Raw genomic sequence first — 20,297 nt, 5'->3', positions numbered from 1 at the left:
GAGGAGCCGGCTTGTCGGCGACCCCTATCAGTGATTGGAAGATCCGGTGGCACTCCCCCTGGGGTCCTCCCCTCGTGGGGGCGCACCGCGGTGGGCGCGCTTTGGCCTCGGAAAACACGCTGGCTGCGGCCATGCTCAGTTTCGCCGTGGGAGCCGATTTCTGGGAGATGGATGTGCAGCTGTCCGCCGACGGCGTCCCGGTGGTGATCCACGATCCCACGCTGAAGCGCACGTCCAATGCGACTCAGGTGGACGCGAAGCGGTCCCCGTGGCGGGTGAGGGATTACCTGCTGGCCGATCTGGAAAAACTGGACATAGATGTCCATCCGCCGAATGCGGACCCGCCCGGCGATCCCATCCAATGGATTCTGCAGGCCATCAAGGACCCCGAAGATGAAACCCACCACCGATTGCCCACCCTGCGCCAAGCTCTCTTGTTGACCCAAGCCCTGGGCTGGAGGATCAACGTGGAAATCAAGGGCGACGGCAAGACCCGGGCCCGCCTGACGGAACAAACGGTGCGCATCGTCATGGAAACGGGCATGGCCCGCTCGGTGCTCGTCTCGTCCTTCCATAAGGATGCCGTCCTTCGGGTGAAGTCTCTGGAACCCTCCCTGCCTGTGGGGATCCTGAGCCAAAACCCCTTCCAGGACCCCGTGGCGGCCGTCCGGCGCCTGGGAGCGGACACGTATCACCCCAAGGCGGCGATCTTGCACGAAGAAAACCTCCGGCGGTGCCGGGAGGAAGACATTCCGGTGATCGCGTGGACCGTCAACGAGCGGGAGGACCTGGAGCGGTTCCGGGACATGGGCGTATTCGGCATCATCACCGACCGGCCTCATGTGCTCGTGCAACTCAAGAAAAAGAGAGAGACCCTCCAGCGCAACGGTTCATAGGAGCTTGTCCGAAAACGGGTGTATCAAAGTCGGCCCACGAGGTTCCTTCATCCTGTAAGAGCGGCCTTCGTAACATCTCAAAATGTTACGAAGCTAGAGCTTCTGCACAGTTGTGTTCCCAAGCTGGAGCTTGGGAACAAGGTGGAACCGGGCAATGCCGCGTTAATGCCGCGTTGACCCTAATAGCCGGCAAACCGGCTCCTGCAGGGCATGTGTCAGCCTAGATGTGCTGATCGTGAAACGCTCCTGCGCGAGGAAGGAACCTAAGCCCCCTATCATGCGGTTTTCAACGGAAGAGAGGAGACGCCGCTTATGGTGACGGTGCTCGACTATGGTGCGGGAAACGTTCGCAGCGTGGTGAACGCCATTCGGAGTCTCGGCCGGGATGTTCGCTTCGTGGAGCGCCCGGAGGACATCCTGCAGGCGGAAAGGCTTGTCTTTCCCGGCGTGGGGGCCTTCGGGGAGATGATGCGGGTGCTGAGGCATCGCGGCTACGTGGAACCCCTCGTGGCCTATCTCAATGCCGATCGGCCGTTTCTGGGAATCTGCCTGGGCCTGCAGGCCCTCTTCCAGGGAAGTGAAGAAGCACCGGGCGAAGACGGCTTGGGATTCCTGCCGGGGATCGTTCGACGGTTCCGGGTGGATCTCGCCGTGCCTCATATCGGCTGGAACGGCTTTAGGGCGAGGAAACCGTCCGGCCTCTTTCACGGCCTCGAGGGGAACGAAAGGGTCTACTTCGTCCACTCTTACTACGTGGATCCGGAGGATCCGTCCGTCGTGCTGGCCGTCACCGACTACAGCGTGGCATTTGTGAGCGCCGTCCAGCAAGGCCGGGTTGCGGCCGTCCAGTTTCATCCGGAAAAGAGCGGTCCCGTGGGGCTGAAGATCCTGGAAAATTTCCTGGATGGGAAGGCCGCCCCGGTGCTGCCGCCGGTGGTGGAACCCAAGACCGAGCCGGCCAAACGGATCATCGCCTGCCTGGACGTACGGGCCAACGACCAGGGGGATCTGGTGGTCACGAAGGGCGACCGGTACGACGTGCGTGAACAGGGCCACGTGCGCAACCTGGGAAAGCCCGTGGATCTGGCCCGCCGCTACTACGAAGAAGGCGCCGACGAAATCACCTTTCTCAATATCACCGGCTTTCGCGACTTCCCCTTGAAGGACCTGCCCATGCTGGAGGTCCTTCGGAGGACGTCGGAAAAGGTCTTCGTGCCGCTCACCATCGGCGGGGGCATTCGCGACTACACCGATAAGGACGGCACCCGCTACGGGGCTCTCCAGGTGGCTTCTGAATACTTCCGGTCGGGAGCCGACAAGGTGTCCATCGGAAGCGACGCCGTGGCCATCGTGGAAGAGGTCCTGAAGGCGGGCGGCCCCACGGGGCGGAGCGCTATCGAGGAGATCTCCCGGGTGTACGGCAGCCAGGCCGTGGTCGTCTCCATCGATCCGCGGCGGGTGTACGCGGCCTCGCCCGGCGCGGTGCCTCACCCCGTGATCGAAACCGACACGCCCGGCCCCAACGGGGAACGCTTCTGCTGGTACCAGTGTACGGTAAAGGGCGGCCGTGAGGGGCGGGACGTGGACGCCGTGACCTTGGCCCGCGTATGCGAGGACTTGGGAGCGGGAGAAATTCTCCTCAACTGCATCGACCGGGACGGAACCAACCTGGGCTTCGACCTGGAGCTTATCCGCGCCGTGCGGGAGGCCGTCACCATCCCGGTGATCGCCTCAAGCGGGGCGGGCTGCGCCGACCACTTCCTGGAGGTTTTCACCAAAACGCGGGCTGAAGCTGCACTGGCCGCCGGGATCTTCCACCGCCGCGAGGTGGGCATCGGGGAAGTGAAGGCGTTTTTGCACGGGAAGGTTCCGGTTCGGTGGATCGCTCCATAGGTACCCCGCCGGGGCGCTCCCCTCTGAGCTTGTACAAAAACAAGCCCATGAATGTCGCGCCCTGAGGTTCCTTGTCCCTTATAGGAGCGGCCTTCGCCGCGATGAAGGTCGTTGCTCATCGCGGCAAGGGCGCCGCTCCCACAATGGGGCGTTCCCACATGCGTATGGGCCGGCGGACGGTGTGATTTTCCACCTTGTTCCCAAGCTCCACACCATCCACCTTGTTCCCAAGCTCCACACCATCCACCTTGTTCCCAAGCTCCACACCATCCACCTTGTTCCCAAGCTCCACACCATCCACCTTGTTCCCAAGCTCCACACCATCCACCTTGTTCCCAAGCTCCACACCATCCACCTTGTTCCCAAGCTCCAGCTTGGGAACACAACTGTGCAGAAGCTCCAGCTTCGGTGAGGGCGTTTCCAAGCCGGAGCTTGGGAACGAGGGGAACACCCCTACTTCGTCACATTTATTATTCTAGCGTGGATCCCGCTCTTAACCCGCAAAGAGCACTTCGAGATCCAGGCCGGCTCCCTTCATTCCCCTCCCCTTAATCCCCTCCCACAAGGGGAGGGGAAATAGAATTTGGCATCAAATATTAAGTCTATTATTTTCTACGCTACGAATCCTTTACGGTGAGGCGAACCTGGAGCTTCCCGGGCAGGGCGTTCCCAAGCCGGAGCTTGGGAACGAGGGGAAACTATTTTTTATAACATGTGAGAATCCTATGAACTTTTTCGCGCATTTGTTCTGGTCCAACCCTTGGAATATTGACGGATTTAGATCATGCGACAACTGTCCTGCTACAGGGGGGGTGCCAATGCCTCTACCATTGCCGGAGGCAGCGTGGATCAACCCGGTTCTACGTGTTGTGAAAATCATCGACAGGTTCCGGCAAAGCTTCGGCCCCAGGATGAGACAGAACCTCAAGACTCAGTTTTTACTTTTTACTGTTGAGGTGCTACGCTTCCTGACTCTGAAGGCGGAGAGCTCTTCTCCTCTGATTGACACCCAAGAAAACCACATGCAAAACCAAGATACATCATCACCGCAATAAACGTGCACATAACTTTTCTCATACCTTAGAACCTCCATTCTTTCTGGTACTCATTAAGCAATCCCCCCCCTGTGGCACGATAGTTCTCGCATGATCTAAACTCGCTATTACAGCTCCACAGAATGACGTGTCCATTGTAAAAGGCAACCGTTTTCAATACGAAGAAAGGGGCTGATCCTCAGCCCCTTGACTTACCGTGCTGGTCGGGACGGGCGGATTTGAACCGCCGACCCCTAGCTCCCCATGCTAGTGCGCTCACCAGACTGCGCCACGCCCCGACAGCTTGTGCGGAGGGGTGTAACACCATCCCCCCACCGTGTCAAGGTGCAGGTTCAATCGTTTCCCCCGATCCCCAGGGCCTTCATCTTGCGGTGAAGATACGTGCGCTCCAGACCGATCTTCGAGGCCGTGAGCGACACGTTCCAGCCGTTTTCCCTGAGCTTTCGAGACAGGAACTCGCGTTCGAAAAAGCTCCGAGCCTCCTTGAAGGTTTCCAAGCGGTAAAGATCGCCGCTGCGCGGCCGTTCTTCGAGCTGATCCAGAAAGTCGGCCGGGAGGTCTTTCACCTCGATTTCCGGCCCCGGCGTCATGATGACGAGCCGTTCGACGAAGTTCTTGAGTTCCCGGACGTTGCCGGGCCACGGATGCCGCTGCAGGTATCCGTAGACGGCCGGGGCGATTCGTTTCCGGCCCAACGCGCTTTCCTGGGCCAGTTCGGCCAGGAAATCTTCCACCAGGAGCGGAATGTCTTCGACCCTCTCGCGAAGCGGCGCCACGTGGATCGGGATCACGTTGAGGCGAAAATAGAGGTCCTGGCGGAAGCGGCCGGCAACGATCTCCTGCTGCAGGTCTTTGTTGGTCGCGGCGACGATCCGGACGTCGACGCGGATGGTCCGGGTGCCGCCCACCCGTTCGAAGGCCTGTTCCTGGATGATCCGCAGGATCTTGGCCTGGGTCTTGAGGCTCATGTCACCGATTTCGTCCAGGAAGAGGGTCCCTCCGTCGGCCAGATCGAATTTCCCCCGCCGCCGTTCCTGGGCTCCCGTGAAAGCGCCCTTTTCGTGGCCGAACAATTCGCTTTCGATCAGCTCTTCGGGGATCGCCGCGCAGTTGACTTCCACCAGGGGTTGGTCCCGGCGCCCGCTCAAGCGATGGATGGATCGTGCTACCAGTTCCTTCCCCGTTCCGTTTTCGCCGGTGACGAGTACCGTCGCGTTGCTCGGGGCGGCCCGGGCGATCTGGTCGCGGAGCGCCTTGATGGCGGGACTTTCCCCGGTGATGTCGTAGCGCTTTTCCGCCTTCTGACGCCAAAGGCGGTTTTCGGCTTCCAGCCTCGAAATCTGCAGGGCGTTCTGAACGGAAACCAGGATGCGTTCGATGGAAAGCGGCTTCTCCACAAAGTCGCACGCCCCCATGCGGGTCGCCTTGACCGCCGTTTCGATATTCCCGTGTCCGCTGATGATGATGACGGGAATCCCGGGAGACGTTCTCTTGAGGCGCTCCAGCACGGTGAGCCCGTCCATTCCGGGAAGCCAGATGTCGAGCAGCACCAGGTCGGGCGGTTCCTTCCGGATCTCCTTCAGGGCATCTTCTCCGGAACCCGCGGACAAGACCTGGTAGCCTTCGTCTTCCAGTACCCCACTCAGCGACTGGACAATGCTCGCCTCGTCGTCGACGACCAATATGCGTTCTTTCATCGCGGCCAACCCGTTTCAACTTCGTCCGCCGCCGTTTTCACGCTACACAGCGGGCAGTTCGATCACGATCACGGTTCCTTTGGGCTGGTTGTCCCGAACCCGGATGTAGCCGTTATGGTCGGCTACGATGTTCGAAACGATCGCCAGCCCCAGACCCGTCCCTTTCTCTTTGGTCGAATAATACGGCTCGAATATCCTCAATTTGTCTTCCGGGCGCAACCCCTGGCCGGTATCGGCGCATTCCAGCCGGGCGATCCGAAGGATCGGATCGTAGGTGAGGCGCACCTCCACCCGCCCGTCGGAACCGTCCATAGCCTGGACCGCGTTTTCCAGCAGATTGATCATCACCTGCCGGAACTGGTCCCGGTCAAGCCGAAGCACCGGAAAATCCGGGGCCATAGAAACGTCGAAACTGATCCGGCCGTACGTGTGACGGTACAGGCCGAGGCATTCGCGGACCAGGTCTCCCAGGTGGCAAGGCGCCGGGTTGGCGCTGGGCAGCCTCGCAAAGGTGGAAAACTCGTTCACCAACCGCTTCATCTGTTCCACCTGGTCGATGATCGTCCGGGTGCACTCGTCCAGGATCCCCTCTTTCGCCTCCAACAGCTCGGGATACCGCCGCCGGAGCCTCTGAGCCGAAAGCTGGATGGGGGTCAGCGGGTTCTTGATTTCGTGAGCGATCCGCCGGGCGACTTCCCGCCAGGCGGCCATGCGGTGCGCCTTCTCCAGTTCCGTCAGGTCGTCGAAGACCACCACCACGCCCAGGTACCGCCCCGATTCGTCTCTGAGAAGCGTCGCCTTGATGAGAAGCACCAACGGCCGGTTGCCCACCATCACCTGGAACTGTTTTTCCACGTTCGCCTGGCGCCCCACGCTGGAGGCACTCATGAACGCCTTCACGATTTCCAGGTGATCCGGCTGCAGCAGGTCCGTGTACGAACGGCCGCTCACTTCCTCCGCCCGAAACCCGAACATGGCTTCCGCCGACTTGTTTATAGTCCGCACCACGCCGTCGGCGTCCACGCTCACCACCCCCGCCCCGATGTTCCTCAAAATGATTTCAATGTAGCGGCGTCGGGCTTCCAGTTCCTCATTGCCCGCCTTCAGCGCCTCGTAGGCACTCGCCAGCTGCTCGCGGCTCAACCGAAGGTCGTGAACCATCCGATTGAACGACTTCACCAGCATCCCCAGTTCGTCTTCCCGGTCCCAGTCCAGTTGCACGTTCAGGTCACCCTGCGCCACCCTTTCCATGGCTTGGAGAAGCCCCTGAATGGGCACGGTGATGCTCTTGGCGAGAAACAGGCCGAACCAGATGGCCGCAAATATGACCAGCAGCGTGATGATGGAAAAGGTGATGAGATGGCTGGTTTTCAGAGGCTCCTGAAGCAGTTTCAGCTGCAGGTAATTTTCGTAGCCGGACGTCACGGCGTTCAGCCGTTCGCTGACACCTGCGGGCAGTTTCCGCACCAACCCGATGAACAGCCGCGGCGGATCGGAAAGCGGCGTGGCGATGGGTACTTCACGCAGAGCGATCAGCGCTTCCGACCCCTTTTCCAACGGTACCAGCTGGCTTTTCAGTTCCCGCTGAAGCGCTTCCTCCATCACCGCCTTGAGAGCCGCCGCATCGAAGGTCGGCCCGTCTTCATCCCATCGCTGCCAGAAGACCTTGCCGCCGGCTGAGGCGACAAAAAGCCCGCTCAACCGGTAGCGCTCCAGGAGTCCATCGGGCAGCCGATCCGGTTGCGTTCGGGCCAAATCTTCAGCGGTTCCCCCGACCCCGATCAATTCCACGGAAAGGCTGTCCCCGTCGGCGAGCAGCTTCCGAGTCTCTTCCTCCAGGTACTGCTTGCCGAAGAGCATGCTTTCTTCGAGGGACCGTTCCACCTGCGAGCTAAACCAGTATTCCAGACTGAAGGAAATGAACTGAGTCGCCAACCCGAAGAGCGGGAGCGTGGGGATCAGCGCAAGGCAGGCGAAGGCGATGGCCAGCCGCGTGCGCAGCCGATGCCCCAGGATGTTCCGGCGCCGCTCGAATATGAGCTTCACGATGTGGCGCATGAGCACGTAGAAGAGCAGCAACAGCAGCAGAACATTCAGGTTGATCAGGGCGAAAAGGAGGATGTTCCCGACCAGGGGAAGGTCCGACTGGAACTGGAAAAACCACCCTTCGAAAAAACCGAAGATGAGCAGGAGGGCTAGGATCACCGCCACCCACACCCGTTCCCGGCGGCGGCGCTTTCGAATCGTAGAAAAATCAGGATAATTCATGGAAACATCTAATAAATAAACTCAATTTGGGCCCAACCGGTCTCGAAATCCCAGAGGGAGACAAAGAAAAATATGTATCGATAAAAAAGAGGTAACCGGACCTTGGACAATTCGGCCTTCACTCTCAACCGATACTCCTGCCCCTTGGTGAGTCGCCATAGCGGGATGATCGAAATGCCGGTCACCTCGCTCATCCACTGCTTGGCCTTTTCATGGTCCGCCGTGAGCAGCATTTCCCCCGGAAATTCCGTCCGCCTGACCTGGAACTGATTATGCAATGTATCGTACTTCATGGAATGTTCGAAAGTCTGGTCCAAGAGGTTCGTGCGCATCAACGGGAGGCCGGGGGTTTCCAGCACCAGAAAGATTCGGAACGTGATCGGGATGCCGCTCACGATGGCTTCGTCCATTTGGGGCGTGAAGGGATTCTCGATCCGGAAGCTGACCTTCAGATTCGGCGGGTCCCGGAAAACTTGAAGCCCGACGATTTCCGCCTCGCCGGCTGCGGGAACCTCGCCGGGAACCAGGCATGCCACAAGGAAGGCACCAACACAGAAGCCAATCGTGAGAAAACGCATGAATCGAGCCGCCTCCGCCGACGCACGGGAATCATGAAGGCACGATTGTAGCGGAGGCCCCCTATCGTGACAAGGATGCAGTAGGTCTTTTCTTAGCGGTGATTTCGCGGAAAATCGTGATGAGGTTCGGCAGGCGGGGCGTGAAGCCCCCAGGTGCCAACAAAGCCCGAAGGCTCCGCCGTCAGGACCGCTTCAGCGAAAGCGGCTCCCAATACAGGGAAGGCAACGGTCCGCCCACCCGGGCGGACGGCATCAGAGGCGCCGGCGTCACGAACCGCGCATATCCCGGCCGCTGAAACATTTCCCGAAGCAACCGGTTGTGGAGTGCATGGCCGCCTTTGTGAACCTCGAACGCACCGAAGACAGGAAACGGGCACAAGGCCAGGTCACCGATGAAGTCCAGCACCTTGTGCCGGACGCACTCATCGCCGAAGCGCAGCCCTTCTCCGTTCAACACCCCGTGCTCGTCGAAGACCACGGCGTTTTCCAGGGACCCGCCCAGCGCCAGCCCCTTGCTTTGCAGGTACTGAACGTCTTTCAGAAAGCCGAAGGTCCGGGCACCTGCCAGTTCCCGGGCGAACGTACCCGCCTCCAGGGTCCACTTGTAAGACTGGCGGCCCACCAAGGGGTGAGGAAATTCAATGGTGTAGTGGATGTGCAACGCATCCGCCGGACGCACCTTGATGAACGCATCTCCATGTTGAACCATGAAGGAATGCTCGATCCTGAGGCATGTCTTGACGGCGCCCTGCGCCCTAAGCCCCGCCTGCTTGAAAATGTCCAGGAACGGGGCGGCGCTTCCATCCAAGACCGGCATTTCCGGCCCGTCGATCTCCACGCACAGGTTGTCGATTCCAACCACGCGGGCCGCCGCCATAAAATGCTCTATGGTGCCCACCGTGACCCCGCCGCCGCCGATCACCGTCGCAAGCGAGGTGTCCACCACACGGTCATAGCGGGCCGGAATCCGCGGCGCCCACGGCTGGTCGACCCGGTGGAATACGATGCCATGGTCAGGAGGCGCGGGACGGAGTACCACATTCACTTGAGCCCCCGAATGCAGCCCCGTCCCGCCAAATCCAACTTCCGCTTGAATGGTGTGCTGATTGAACAGGTCGTATTTCAACGGTCTCGTTCCTCCTCGACTCCCTATTGGAGCAAGGGCCATACCATATAACCAACAACGGGATGATTTTACCGGCTGCCATCATTCCTCAGTCAAATCAGCCACATGACGGCTCATGGGCCGCAGCGCCCCTCTCAGGCCGGAGATCCGCCGCAGCCGCCGCTGTGGCTCAAAGACAACACCAGCGTTCCTGAGTGTGCTGTTTGTGCAACAGTCGACGCCCCGCCACCGGCGCTTCCCGGAACCGGAAAAGCCATCCCCGAGCGTGATCGCGAAGCGCCGCCGCCTTCTGAACGTCGCGCATTATTCGTTGAGCGTGAACTTCCAGGCGCACCACCACTCTTCCGGGTGCGGGTCCGGAGGGCATCCCACGCATTCGGTCTGAATCCTGGGATCGATGGCGGCGGCGAAATAGGGATATTCCACCAGTCCGGCGGATTTGCAGGGATAGTCATCCAGTCCTTTGCGCTTTCGAGCGCTCTGAACCCGGCATTCCACCATCCGGAATATGAACGACCGCTCATCCACATCCTCGATGGTCTGCTCGTTGACGCGCGCGTAAAGGCGGTACCCCAGGGCCGCCTTCAGGCCTTCCAGTCCCGGAAGAGCCGGCAGATTCAGAAGCCGTTTGATGCGGAGCGCTTCGTACGGGGAAAAGCGGGTCCAGCAGGTGTCGTTGCAGCGCTTGGCCGCGTACATCCCGTGGCGTTTCTCAACGGCCTGAAACCAAACCCCGTCGTTGGCCAGCCAGTTGGTCCCCACGGCCTCCATGAGTTCCATCAGCTTATCTTTACTTAGTGATTTTAACGCCTTGGGCATTCCGTCTTCCATTTCGAACCCCAGCACCCGGGACAGGCGCTTCAAGATGATGGCGAAGGCCGCATCGCCGGCTTCCGCTTCCACCTCCATGGCCTTTTCCATCCCGAGCTGGTACTCCACTTCCCGGAACCAGCATCCGTAGTGCACGATGGTCCGGCGCAACCCGTCCATGATCCAGGGAATCAGTTCTGCTTCGGACAGTTCCTCGTAAGGCTTCACCTGAACATTCGCGCTCATGGTCACCCTCCGCTCAAATGCGGTTGTGAATCGGCGCCCTCGCCGCGATGATGGTCGTTGTGGGAGCGGCGCCCCCGCCGCGATCCGTAAAACCGGTGATGCTCCGTTGACCCTGATCGCCGGCAAGCCGGCTCCTACAAAAGAGCCGTGAAACCGATTCCCGGACACGCTCCTACCCGGCGAGCCGCGGGACGTCGCGCACGAATGCGTCCAGGGCCCTTCGACCCTCCCAGTTGTTTTTCACACCGTTCAAAAGGACCGTAACGGCGTAAACCTTGCCGTGAGAATCGGACACGTATCCAGAGAAGGTGATCACCTGACTGAGGGTCCCCGTCTTTCCGCGGACCAGGAGCGCGTCGGTCCGAAGGCGCCGCCGCAACGTCCCGTCGTGGCCGTTTTGGGCCAGTGAGGAAACGAACTCGGGAGCCGCCGTGAAGTCCATGTAAACGGCTTCCAACACCTTGCAGAACGTCCGGGCGCTGGCGCGGCTGGTCCGGCTCAGCCCGGATCCGCTGTCCAGTTGGAATTCCTCCGGGTGGAGTCCCAGACGTAGGAGGCTTTCCCGCAAGACCTGCAGGCCCGCGGTCAAGGAGCTCGAAGAATCGCCGGACCGGGTCGCCCCCAGGTCCCTCAGGAGCACCTCCGCCATGAAATTGTTGCTGTAGCGGTTGAGGCCGAAAAGCAGGTCCCCCAGCGGCGGGGAATGGTGGAAGGTCAGCAGTTTCGCGCCGCTCGGCACCCTGCCCGCTCCGGCTTCGGAACCGGTCACCGTGATCCCGCATTGCCGGAGCAGCTCCCGAAAGCTTTGCGCCGTGAAGGCTTCAGGATCCGCCACGTTTACCCGGTATTCCAGGGGATTCTGAATGCCCACGGGTACCGTCCCCGTCAGGCGAAAGGCTTCCCTCCCGCCTTCCTTGACACCCAGCGATACCAGCCCCACGGAAAGCTTGCCGTTCGAAGCCACGGTCTGCGCCCGGTTTTCGACGGCCACGTAACTTCCGGGCGGAAACCAGGTGACGTAAACCGGGCTTCCCGCTGCCGCACCGGGGTAGAGCTGGAATTGCAACGTGTTGAAATTGAAGGCGGTGGGCGTGATCACCGGGTTGTGCGGCCGCTCACACCGGCCGTCGATGCAGAGCCGTTCCACGGGGGGGCTGAAAAAGCTGTTGTCCACCAGAACGCCCCCGGAAATGCGTTCCACGCCCAGGGCTTTGAGCTTCAAAGCCAGCAGCCACGCCTTTTCCGTAAGGAGGTACGGGTCTCCTTCCCCCCGGATCCATACGTTTCCGGAGATGACGCCGCCTCTCGGCGCCTGGAGGGCCCAAATGCCCGTCCTGAAGGTGTGGGACGCCCCCAGATGCTCCAGGGCTGCGTAGGAAGTGAGGACCTTGGCCAGAGAAGCCGGGACCAGGGGGATTTGAGGCTGGTATTCCCAAACGACTTGACCCCGGGGAAGTCGAACGACCTGGATCCCGATCTCATCCGCCACCTTCCGGAGGCGTTCCAGATGACCGGACCAGCTGATGAGTGTGTTTTTGGCGGCGGCGGTTTGGCGGGGGGTTGAAACGCCGCACAGCACCACAAACGCCATGAAAGATGAAAGCAAACAGAAGGCGGGATGATCGCGGAAGACCGTCTGAAGTCGAAGTCTAGCCATGGCTCAGTTTTCGAAAAACCTCCCAAAACTTGGGAAAGGATTTGGAAACCGTTTCCGCCCCGGCGATCGATATCCCGGGGACTTTCAACCCGGCCACAGCGAACGCCATGGCGATCCGGTGGTCGTCGTGGGCTTCCACCACCGCCCCTTTGACGCCTCCGCCGGAAATCACGAGGCCGTCGGGCAACTCATCGACGGGGACGGCGAGTTTCGCCAGCTCCTCCGCCACCGCACGGATCCGGTCCGATTCCTTGATTCTGAGGTGGGCGACGTTCCGGATCCTGGTGGTTCCCGGGGCGAACGCCGCCAGCACCGCCAGCGTGGGCACCATGTCGGGCATGTCGTTCATGCCCAGATCCACGGGGCGGAGTCGTTCCGGTCCCACGACGCGCACCCCCTCTTCTTCCCAGACCACCGTGCAGCCCATGGCTTCGAGTACGGCAAGGAAGCGGCAGTCCCCTTGGAGTGCGTCAGCGGTTAAAGGATACGTGAAGACCTCACCCCCGGTCAAGGCGGCTGCGGCCCAAAAGTAGGACGCCGAAGAGCAATCGCCTTCGACCCGGTATCGAAATCCCCGGACCTCTTGCCTTCCGGGAACCATGATGCCGTTCGACCCGATCCAGTCCGCCCTCAGGCCCACGCGGCGCATCATTTCGACGGTCAGGTGCAGGTAAGGCAGCGAGGCCGCCTTACCTTCCCAGCATACTTCGACGTCGCTTCGAGCGGCCGAGGCGGCCATCACGAGGGCCGAGACGAACTGGCTGCTCTCACGGGCATCCACCCAAACGGATCCGCCGGTAAGGCCGTCGCTTTGGAGCTGAACCGGCGGATAACCCTCTCGACCGAGGTAGGCGGCTCGAACCCCCAGGCGGCGGAGCGCGTCGATTACCGGCCCCACGGGGCGCTCTCGAAGCCGCGGCGTCCCATCGAAGACGAAATCCCCCTTTCCGGCCGCCGCGATCCCGAGCAGCAGGCGCATGCTGGTTCCACTGTTTCCCAGGTGGATGGCTTCAGGCGACGGCTCCCACCGCGACGCGGGAGGATGCACCAGCACCCTCCGGTCGTCCCATGCCACGGTGACCCCGAGGTGCTCCAGCGCCCGGGCGGTGAGTTCCGTATCTTCGGCGCGAAGGGCATCGAGGATCTCACTTTCCCCCCGCGCCAGAGCGGCCAGCATCAGCGCCCGGTGGGTAACGGACTTGGAACCGGGCACCCGGACCCGCCCCCGGATCCGTTCAACGGGCTGGATGGTTTCAACGGTCTTGGCCATGGTTCACCCTTTCCACGCTTCCTGGTTCTGGACGAAGCCTCGCGGACCCAAGCCCCCCTTCACCGGCCCGCCGGGTCCTCGCCCGGCTCCAGCGCGGCCTCCAAGGCCCGGCGCATGACCTCCTCCGGGGCTTTGAGACCGGTCCACCATTCGAGCTGCGCCATGCCCTGGTAAAGGAGCATGTCGAGGCCCGTCACCGTCTCGCAACCCGCATCGCGGGCTTCTTTGAGAAAACGGGTCCACAGGGGCCGATACACGATGTCCATGACCGTCATCCCGGCCCGGAAAAAGCCCGGCGGAAGAGGCAGAGCATCGGGCTGGCCCGTCATGCCTACGGAAGTCGTTTGAACCACAAGGTCGAAAGACCGCGTTCCGAGGTCTTCGAAGGCGGCGAAATCGCAATGAAAACCGCGGGCCAGGGCCTGTCCGCGTTCCGGGCTCCGGTTGGTCACCGCGACGGCGGCTCCACCCTGCATGAGTCCGTACACTACGCCCCGCGCGGCACCACCCGCCCCGATCACCAGCGCCGTTCGTCCCTTGAAGGGGCCCTTCCGTTGGAGCGCCCGGACGGCACCCAGCCAGTCCGTGTTCCGGCCCTCCCAGCCGGAGGCGGTCCGGCGCACGGTGTTCACCGCCCCGACGGCCCGCGCCCCTTCGTCCACGCTCACGCAACGACCCAGAGCGGCTTCCTTGTGCGGAATCGTCACGCTGAGTCCCTGGAAGCCCACCCGGTAAAGAAGATCCAGGCCTTCCGAAGCCGACGCCACATCCAGCGCCAAGTAAACCGCCGGGTATCCGAGGTGGGCGAAGGCCGCCCGCATCATGGCCGGGCTCAGGCTGTGACCCACCGGATGGCCGATTACTGCATAGAGCTGTTCATGAACGGGTCGAACCGCGTCCATGGCTGCCTCCCGAAAACCTTCGTCTAGGAGCGTGTCCGAGAACACAGAATCAACCCTTCGGGGCAACGCAATTCCCCTCGTTCCCAAGCTCTGGCTTAGGAACAGCCTCATGGGAATCGAAGCTGGAGCTTCTGCACAGCTGTGTTCCCAAGCTGGAGCTTGGGAACAAGGTGGAAATGTTATGTATACTAATTCTCGGACACACTCCTGGGGTTCCACGAAAAAAAATCGTGCGGCGATCTCTGGATCTGGAGCGGGAATTATCCACCCAGCGCTCCCAGAAGCCGCCTCGCCTCTTCCGCTTCGAACTGCCCCGGCGCCGCTTCGCCGTGTCCCGGAAGCTGAACGTAGGTCCAGGGACTGCCCAGGATGATGCTCACCAGCCGTGACCACCGGCCGAGCGTTCCCATGCAGAAGGCGATTAGCGGAAGATCCTGGCGAGCTTCGGATCCGGCGATCCACGCCAGCAGGCGGAGCGGGTCCGCGGCGGAACGTGCGAGCGAGGCAAACTTGAGCACATCGGGTTCCTTCGCGGCCATCCGTTCCAGTATCCCGCGGATTTCCGAATCGGGGGGCGTGCCGCCGAAGTCGTGGTGGGAAATCACCACCCCCGCACCCAGGCTCCGGAATTCGCGGACGACCGAGGGCGGCACATCCTCTTCCAGGTCCACCCATTCAGCACCCGCCGAAACGGCGCACCGCAGAAGATCGATCCTTCGAGCCTCGCTTCCCTCGAAGCGCCCGCCCTGGCGCACCGGCCGGTTGGTCACGAGAAGGGGCCGCCGCCGTGTGCTTTCGATCTCTTTCAACGCTCCGAGCAGCGCCTCGCGCAACGGTTGGGAGGAGGACAGATCCATACGCCATTCCACCAGATCCACAGGGACTCCCGCAAGAAGGGGGGCGAGCGTCTCCGGCGCCGCGTCCCACAGGCAGCCGCAGAGAGGGCCGGGAAGACTGTCAGTTTTCACCACCGAAGCGTACCTTCTCGAAATCGAACCGGATGGGTTTCATTGGATCGCTTCTCGGGTAGGAACCCAGAATTTTCAGAAATGAGGTCCGCTCGGAAAGCGCCTGAAGCGAGTCCTCTATCTGGGGATCGTCCCGGTGGCCTTCGAAGTCGGAAAAGAAAAGATACTGCCAAGGCATCAACCGGTTGGGTCGAGACTCGATCCGGGTCATGTTGAGCTGCCACCTGGCGAAGGGTTCCAGAGCCGTGTAGAGGGCCCCCGGTTTGTCCGGAACGGCGAAGAGAATGCTCGTCTTGTCGTGTCCCGTGGGGGCGTTCTTTCGATGACCCAAAGCAAAAAAGCGCGTGGTGTTCCCCGAATGGTCTTCGACCCGCTCCGCGAGGATCTTCAGGCCGTGATGGCAGGCGGCCTGCAGGCTGCAGATGGCGGCACCCTCCGGGTCCTTGGCGGCATGCTGGGCGGCCTGGGCCGTGGAAGCGCTCTCGTGTAATTCGGCATGGCGCAGGTTTTCAAAGACCCAGCGGCGGCATTGGGCCAGGGCGTGAGGATGACCGTAGATGCGTTTGACCGCGGCCACTTCGCCGCCTCGTCCCGCCAGGCAGTGGGCGATTTCCAGGTAACATTCCCGAACGATCACCACCGGCCGCTCGTAGAGGAGGTCCATGGTCTGAGCGATGCCTCCTTCCAGCGAATTTTCCACGGGGACCAGGGCGATGTGGGCCAGGTTTTTGTTGAGGGCATCGAAGACGTCGATGAGCGTGCGGTGCGGTACGTAGCGGGCGTTATGTCCGAAAAGCGAAATCGCCGCCAGGTGGGAATAGGTCCATTCGGGGCCGAGGAAGGCGACGCCGAGGGGCTGCTGCAGGATTCGCGATGCGGCGAGGATTTCCCGGTAGATGGCCCGAACCGATTCGTCGGAAAGCGGCCCGCGGTTCCGCGCGGTGAGGCACCGGCAGATGGCCTCTTCCCGCGCGGGATCAAACGGATCGATCCCGTGGCGCGCCTTGATTTCCCCGATCCTCCGGGCATAATCCATGCGCCGGTTCAGCAACTCGAGCAGTTCCCGGTCCAGTCCGTCGATCCCTTCTCGCAACGCTTGGATTTCTTCGGTCACGGTCATTTCTCCCAAATGGTTTCTTCAACGGACCTCCCGAAACGGCGGGCCCCGGCCTCCATGGATACCAACACCGCGTCAGCCGGCTCCAGAGCCGCCACGGAACGCGCTTCCCCTTCCGAGGTCACAAGACACACGGTCTCCGCGTTTTGAAGGAAAAGAGTCCCCTCTTCCGCTCGTCCCTCGCCGTCTTGTGCTCCAGGAAGAAGACGTCCTTTCCCGGCGTCGGATCTCCGTCCTCGGCAATCACTCTGAGCCGCCCAAGACCCCCTGGCGCTCTGAGCGTAGCCCGGAGTAAATACCAAGGCCGCGGCCCCGCTTTCCAGCGGCGTCGTCGCAAGATCCTTGGACCATTCTTCCAACTGCACCCACGCTTCCTTCATGGCGGTCCTCGAAGTCTCCCGCCGGGCTCCAGGCGCCGTCCACCGCCTCCTCAGCCCGGCGCACAAGCAAAAAAGGCCGCGGGCTGAACCCGCGGCCTTGACACCATCCCCATTTTGGCGTGGACTAAAGGCGGGTCAGCCGTCGGCTCTTCGGCCGATAAAAAAAATACATAAAAAATCGACTTGCACCGCCCACGGCTTCCCCTCTATCCTTTTGACCCGCAAGACCTGTTAATGCAACATAGAAAAAAAAGGCAGCCCTTGTCAAGCACACCTTTCGTCACCCAACCGCATCCGAAGACCCCCATGCAACCCAAAAAGCGCGATTAACCTGAAGTTCCATGGCTGCAGATCTTTTTGAACGATATTCTTTGTTGCAGAGTAAAAGTGGACAAAGTTGCAACTTAAAAATCCATAAGATTGCAAAAATCCATTGGGTGCGGATCTTATAGAACGACATCCAGGGTGACCCTCTGAGGTAGATCCAGATGGCCTTGAAGCAGCAAGCGCATCAGCTCCGTTTCCCCTCGTTCCCAAGCTCCGGCTTGGGAACAAGAAGGAAAAGATCTTCACCCAATAAATATCATGCATCTAGCTCCCTTAAACTGGCAACTTTAAGATCGACCACGATTCAGTCTACAAGACCATAGCCTGCATTCTGCCAGGCAATGAGGCCTCCAGCCAGACTGTGCACGTGGCTGAATCCATCCTGTTTGAGATGGCTTGCGACGATATTAGACCTATATCCGGTGCTGCAAACCACAATTACTTCTTCATCTTTCGGAATGTCCGGACTTTTTTCCAGAATATCGGTCATGGGTATGTGCCATGAATCCGGTATATGGCCTTGCGCCCTTTCTTCGGGGGTCCGAACATCCACGATTTGGCCGAAATCCTTCTTGTCCAATTTCTGTTTAAGTATTTGGGCGGAGATCGGCGATAAGCTGTCAATGGGCATGCCGCTGGAAATCCAGGCGGCTATGCCGCCCGAAAGATAACCATATATATTATCATAACCGATTCTGTGCAGTTGCGTCGTCATTTCTTCATACCTATCCCGGTGATCCACCACCAGCAGTAGCTTGTCCAGAGGATCAACAACCATGCCGATCCAGTTGGCCATCTGGTTTTCAAATCCGATATTTATTGCGCCGGGGATATGAAATCCACCAAAACAAGCCGTGTCCCGGGTATCGATAATAGTTGCACCTTGTTGGCGGATCTGTTCAAATTGGTCGGGATTCAGCGTTTGCTCCACCGGACAGCGCTCCAGAAGCGGAGCGCCATAGGTATTGGTACTGATAATGTGCGTAAAACTTTTTGGCCTGACAGGAAAAACACTCGCAATCTGATCGTGAAACGCACCAAACCCCGGTAATTGAAGCAGGGGCTGTGTCTGACGTTCATAGCCTAAAGTGCTGCTGGCCTTGGCACTTAATCCTTTGCCGCATAGGGAACCCTGACCATGGGCAGGGAAAACCTCCAAATAATCCGGCAAGCGAAGCACTTTCTCATAAAGAGAATGATACAGATTTTTCACCTGTTCCTCTAAGACTTCCGCTCCAGCCAGATCCGGCCGGCCGATAGAACCGACGAAAAGAAGGTCTCCTGTAAGAATCAGCTCGGGTATGTTAGCGCGGGCCTTGTCCGTTACCAGAATCGATATGGAGTTCGGCGTATGGCCTGGGGTACTCAAAATTTCTAGTTTGACCATGCCGAATTCAATGATATCACCTTCTTTCAGTTCTTTATGATCAAAGGTCACGGGCGTGCCTTCACCGTAGTAAATGGCCGCTCCAGTGCGGGATTTTAATTCCTGGTTGCCGCTTACATGATCGGCGTGCACATGGGTTTCAATGATATGGGTTATTTTCATACCTTCATCCCTGGATATGTCCATGTAATCCTGCACATCGCGTTTCGGGTCCACAACAACCGCTTCTTTTGCTCCTGGACAGCCGATAACATAGGAATTGCAACCCAATCCAGGCACGGTAATCTGTTTAAAATACATCCTTCAACTCCTTTCTCCGTTTAATTTTATCGAAAAGGTCCTGCCACAGACACGCATTAAAACATTGCCAGCGTTCTAAAGTGGAGACCTTAAGCAAAAAGGTTGACGAAGGTCAAAAAATACCGCTCTCCCTTGATGGGAGAGGGTTGGGGTGTTTGTAGCCACGATCAAGCGACTTTGCCTACACAGGCGCCGGCCATAACCGGCGGCAATGGAGCGCAGCCGAATTCCCGTCCAAGTGCATGGCCTTGTTCGATGGCTTCATTCGCCCTCAGAGCTTCTTCCGCTCAAACCAAACGAAAAGCCAGACAATTCCAGCCCAGAATATAGGAACTATGAGCCATGGGGAAACGCCAAGCACGTCGGCCAGTCCTATCTTGCCGAAGTCCTTCCATGCCAGAACCGTCGATTTTAAGAGTGGGTAAAGCTCCGAATAGAGAGCTGCACCCGCAATCATTCCAGCAATGGCAAACACGGCATGCCAGCGCCCTTCACCAAACGCCCCCACAGAGGTGCCAGGACATAAACCCATCACCGCCCAGCCACAACCAAAAAGGATGCCTCCCAGCAAGACGCCACCAAGGTTCATAGGCTTATGGCTGAGATTTATGACTTCAGTCGTTGCAAGAAGCTGTATGCCAACCATGCCGACCAATATGGCAGACAGCATGAACTTGGGCATTGTCATGTCCTTCAGCAGCATGGCGCCCACCTGCTTTTCGAATCGGAGAACGCGCCCTTTCTGCAAGAGGAATCCGAAGATCACTCCTGTAACCAATCCGAGTGTCTGATCGATGCTCATTGCGCTTTCCTCCTATAGATCAGGGCGGCAAAGATCACCCCTACCCCAAAGAACAAGCCCATGACGACAAACGAACTTGCCGATAGCTGCATCATGCCGCTGAGGCCGTGTCCGCTGGGACAACCGTCCGCCATGCGGGCACCGAGCATCGCAACAATGCCTCCGACAAAGGCCGCTATAGCTCGCATCCATATGGACGCACCAAACCGTTCTCGCCATATGGGCGGAACACTCTCCATCTTAAAGCTCTTATCTGTTGTCGAACCAATCACAGCTCCGGCGAAAATTCCCAAAACAAGCATGAACTGCCAATCCACCTTTACCTTCTCCTTGGTGTAGTACTCGTTGGCAGCAACGCGATCCGGGGCGATTGTCCGTTCAAGTAGTCCTGCGGCCCGCACAAAAGTCGTTGATGCACCAAGGTAGCTTGTTTTGTGCATCCACCGAGTTGTCGCATAGACTGAAGCAATGGCCAGTAGTCCCACCAATGCTCCCGCTAGGTAGGGACTCCATCCGCCGTCTTCTGTTTTCCACTTCATCGTCGTGTGCTCCTTTCTACTCCATTTCAGGTCGAACGCAGCGGCGTCTGAAGTCGAACGTCGGGCGAGCTTGCGCGCC

Annotated in this window: 17 protein-coding genes and 1 tRNA gene; 2 read left to right on the top strand and 16 right to left on the bottom strand. The window is 59.8% G+C overall.

Translation table 11 applies throughout. From position 1 onward, the window contains the following. The first annotated feature begins 11 nt into the window (after positions 1-11). The gene (locus tag FDQ92_RS14060; protein ID WP_170180386.1) at positions 12-896 is read left to right on the top strand and encodes a glycerophosphodiester phosphodiesterase; all 885 of its coding nucleotides are present in this window, start codon (positions 12-14) and stop codon (positions 894-896) included. 312 nt (positions 897-1,208) lie between these two features. Beyond that, positions 1,209-2,789, top strand: coding sequence for an imidazole glycerol phosphate synthase subunit HisF (hisF, locus tag FDQ92_RS14055; protein WP_137425475.1), 1,581 nt, complete (start codon positions 1,209-1,211; stop codon positions 2,787-2,789). A gap of 115 nt (positions 2,790-2,904) precedes the next feature. Here hisF and FDQ92_RS15330 read toward each other — a convergent pair whose 3' ends face one another. From FDQ92_RS15330 to FDQ92_RS13975, 16 genes are all read right to left on the bottom strand, one after another. Then, positions 2,905-3,135, bottom strand: a complete 231-nt coding sequence (locus tag FDQ92_RS15330; RefSeq protein WP_170180385.1) for a hypothetical protein — start codon at positions 3,133-3,135, stop codon at positions 2,905-2,907. Between the two features lie 909 nt (positions 3,136-4,044). After that, positions 4,045-4,122 (bottom strand) — tRNA-Pro (locus tag FDQ92_RS14045). A 54-nt stretch (positions 4,123-4,176) separates the two neighbouring features. Next, positions 4,177-5,541, bottom strand: a complete 1,365-nt coding sequence (locus FDQ92_RS14040) for a sigma-54-dependent transcriptional regulator (protein WP_137425473.1) — start codon at positions 5,539-5,541, stop codon at positions 4,177-4,179. Between the two features lie 42 nt (positions 5,542-5,583). Next, positions 5,584-7,809, bottom strand: coding sequence for a sensor histidine kinase (locus tag FDQ92_RS14035; RefSeq protein WP_137425472.1), 2,226 nt, complete (start codon positions 7,807-7,809; stop codon positions 5,584-5,586). A gap of 8 nt (positions 7,810-7,817) precedes the next feature. Beyond that, a complete protein-coding gene (locus FDQ92_RS14030) occupies positions 7,818-8,387 on the bottom strand; it encodes a DUF4390 domain-containing protein (RefSeq protein ID WP_137425471.1) in 570 nt (189 codons plus the stop codon). Between the two features lie 181 nt (positions 8,388-8,568). Next, a complete protein-coding gene (gene lpxC / locus FDQ92_RS14025; protein WP_170180384.1) occupies positions 8,569-9,513 on the bottom strand; it encodes a UDP-3-O-acyl-N-acetylglucosamine deacetylase in 945 nt (314 codons plus the stop codon). A gap of 303 nt (positions 9,514-9,816) precedes the next feature. Then, on the bottom strand, positions 9,817-10,569 hold the full coding sequence (locus FDQ92_RS14020; RefSeq protein WP_137425469.1) for a DUF6125 family protein: 753 nt from the start codon (positions 10,567-10,569) through the stop codon (positions 9,817-9,819). A gap of 172 nt (positions 10,570-10,741) precedes the next feature. After that, positions 10,742-12,226, bottom strand: a complete 1,485-nt coding sequence (dacB, locus tag FDQ92_RS14015; RefSeq protein WP_137425468.1) for a D-alanyl-D-alanine carboxypeptidase/D-alanyl-D-alanine endopeptidase — start codon at positions 12,224-12,226, stop codon at positions 10,742-10,744. Continuing rightward, positions 12,219-13,496 (bottom strand): 3-phosphoshikimate 1-carboxyvinyltransferase, encoded by a 1,278-nt coding sequence (gene aroA / locus FDQ92_RS14010; RefSeq protein WP_137425467.1) that lies wholly within the window; start codon positions 13,494-13,496, stop codon positions 12,219-12,221. The genes dacB and aroA overlap by 8 nt, the downstream gene beginning before the upstream one ends. A 59-nt stretch (positions 13,497-13,555) precedes the next feature. After that, the gene (gene aroE / locus FDQ92_RS14005) at positions 13,556-14,398 is read right to left on the bottom strand and encodes a shikimate dehydrogenase (RefSeq protein WP_137425466.1); all 843 of its coding nucleotides are present in this window, start codon (positions 14,396-14,398) and stop codon (positions 13,556-13,558) included. A 260-nt stretch (positions 14,399-14,658) separates the two neighbouring features. Then, positions 14,659-15,369 carry a type I 3-dehydroquinate dehydratase gene (locus FDQ92_RS14000; RefSeq protein ID WP_137425465.1) on the bottom strand — a complete coding sequence of 237 codons (711 nt, stop codon included), beginning with the start codon at positions 15,367-15,369 and terminating at the stop codon, positions 14,659-14,661. After that, positions 15,356-16,480, bottom strand: a complete 1,125-nt coding sequence (pheA, locus tag FDQ92_RS13995; protein ID WP_170180383.1) for a prephenate dehydratase — start codon at positions 16,478-16,480, stop codon at positions 15,356-15,358. The genes FDQ92_RS14000 and pheA overlap by 14 nt, the downstream gene beginning before the upstream one ends. 2 nt (positions 16,481-16,482) lie before the next feature. Next, positions 16,483-16,863 carry a 3-dehydroquinate synthase II domain-containing protein gene (locus FDQ92_RS13990; protein ID WP_137425463.1) on the bottom strand — a complete coding sequence of 127 codons (381 nt, stop codon included), beginning with the start codon at positions 16,861-16,863 and terminating at the stop codon, positions 16,483-16,485. Positions 16,864-17,494: 631 nt separating this feature from the next. Then, on the bottom strand, positions 17,495-18,877 hold the full coding sequence (locus FDQ92_RS13985) for an MBL fold metallo-hydrolase (RefSeq protein ID WP_137425462.1): 1,383 nt from the start codon (positions 18,875-18,877) through the stop codon (positions 17,495-17,497). Between the two features lie 271 nt (positions 18,878-19,148). Next, the gene (locus tag FDQ92_RS13980; RefSeq protein ID WP_137425461.1) at positions 19,149-19,679 is read right to left on the bottom strand and encodes a DUF6691 family protein; all 531 of its coding nucleotides are present in this window, start codon (positions 19,677-19,679) and stop codon (positions 19,149-19,151) included. Continuing rightward, positions 19,676-20,248: a YeeE/YedE thiosulfate transporter family protein gene (locus FDQ92_RS13975; RefSeq protein WP_281276874.1), complete on the bottom strand. Its 573-nt coding sequence runs from the start codon at positions 20,246-20,248 to the stop codon at positions 19,676-19,678. The genes FDQ92_RS13980 and FDQ92_RS13975 overlap by 4 nt, the downstream gene beginning before the upstream one ends. Between the last annotated feature and the right edge of the window lie 49 nt (positions 20,249-20,297).

It is taken from the genome of Desulfoglaeba alkanexedens ALDC (assembly GCF_005377625.1).
In the GTDB taxonomy this organism is placed as follows: domain Bacteria; phylum Desulfobacterota; class Syntrophobacteria; order Syntrophobacterales; family DSM-9756; genus Desulfoglaeba; species Desulfoglaeba alkanexedens.
This window is presented reverse-complemented; position numbering and strand designations above follow the sequence as displayed.

What these genes read in the sequence shown, in the direction of transcription:
- FDQ92_RS13990 (WP_137425463.1), bottom strand. Translation starts at nt 16,863, where the DNA reads ATGAAGGAAGCGTGGGTGCAGTTGGAAGAATGGTCCAAGGATCTTGCG.
- dacB (WP_137425468.1), bottom strand. Translation starts at nt 12,226, where the DNA reads ATGGCTAGACTTCGACTTCAGACGGTCTTCCGCGATCATCCCGCCTTC.
- FDQ92_RS13985 (WP_137425462.1), bottom strand. Translation starts at nt 18,877, where the DNA reads ATGTATTTTAAACAGATTACCGTGCCTGGATTGGGTTGCAATTCCTAT.
- FDQ92_RS13980 (WP_137425461.1), bottom strand. Translation starts at nt 19,679, where the DNA reads ATGAGCATCGATCAGACACTCGGATTGGTTACAGGAGTGATCTTCGGA.
- FDQ92_RS14035 (WP_137425472.1), bottom strand. Translation starts at nt 7,809, where the DNA reads ATGAATTATCCTGATTTTTCTACGATTCGAAAGCGCCGCCGCCGGGAA.
- aroA (WP_137425467.1), bottom strand. Translation starts at nt 13,496, where the DNA reads ATGGCCAAGACCGTTGAAACCATCCAGCCCGTTGAACGGATCCGGGGG.
- FDQ92_RS14020 (WP_137425469.1), bottom strand. Translation starts at nt 10,569, where the DNA reads ATGAGCGCGAATGTTCAGGTGAAGCCTTACGAGGAACTGTCCGAAGCA.
- FDQ92_RS14040 (WP_137425473.1), bottom strand. Translation starts at nt 5,541, where the DNA reads ATGAAAGAACGCATATTGGTCGTCGACGACGAGGCGAGCATTGTCCAG.
- aroE (WP_137425466.1), bottom strand. Translation starts at nt 14,398, where the DNA reads ATGGACGCGGTTCGACCCGTTCATGAACAGCTCTATGCAGTAATCGGC.
- hisF (WP_137425475.1), top strand. Translation starts at nt 1,209, where the DNA reads ATGGTGACGGTGCTCGACTATGGTGCGGGAAACGTTCGCAGCGTGGTG.
- FDQ92_RS14030 (WP_137425471.1), bottom strand. Translation starts at nt 8,387, where the DNA reads ATGCGTTTTCTCACGATTGGCTTCTGTGTTGGTGCCTTCCTTGTGGCA.